Origin of the sequence: Lysobacter sp. TAB13 (assembly GCF_052113885.1) — a bacterium.
Lineage (GTDB): Bacteria > Pseudomonadota > Gammaproteobacteria > Xanthomonadales > Xanthomonadaceae > Lysobacter > Lysobacter gummosus.
Genome location: NZ_JBFRDR010000227.1, coordinates 1 through 434, shown reverse-complemented (window position 1 = coordinate 434; position 434 = coordinate 1). Strand labels below are relative to the sequence as shown.

General features: G+C 57.8%; 1 protein-coding gene. It reads right to left on the bottom strand.

Features of this window, described 5'->3' with window-relative positions; all coding sequences use genetic code 11:
• Positions 1-125: 125 nt before the first annotated feature.
• The coding region (locus tag AB4Y92_RS25935; protein WP_441822234.1) for a hypothetical protein at positions 126-434 on the bottom strand (309 nt) is incomplete at its 5' end.

Genomic DNA, 434 nt, shown 5'->3' with positions numbered 1-434 from the left:
GTCCAGAACATCGTGTGCGCATGCCCACGAAGGCATTGATGGACTAAAAGGGCCGAGGATTCGAGAGCAGCCAGCGATCGCTCAGCCTCGCCCAGAGGCCCCCGGCCTCGTCAGGAGGGGTTTCTTTATGGCGGTTCGGCCAACCGTAGCTCACCATTGAAGAACCCATCTTGATAGGTTATCTGCGTGGTCCCCATATATCGCGCATATGGCCTTCGCGTCGTGATCTTCCCCGACGACCATGAGCTTTCCCGTATGATGGGTTCGGTGCTGGCGAGACGAAGGTCAATTTGCTCGGCCCGGCAGGCAACCCTGAACTCGTCTCGACCTTTGGAGCAAACCGTGAGGAAGTCCGGAAGGCGCTGAAACTCGTATCCGGGCAGCAGACGGCCTTCCTGACCAAATGGAGTGAGATTCATGGCTGAGATCACCGA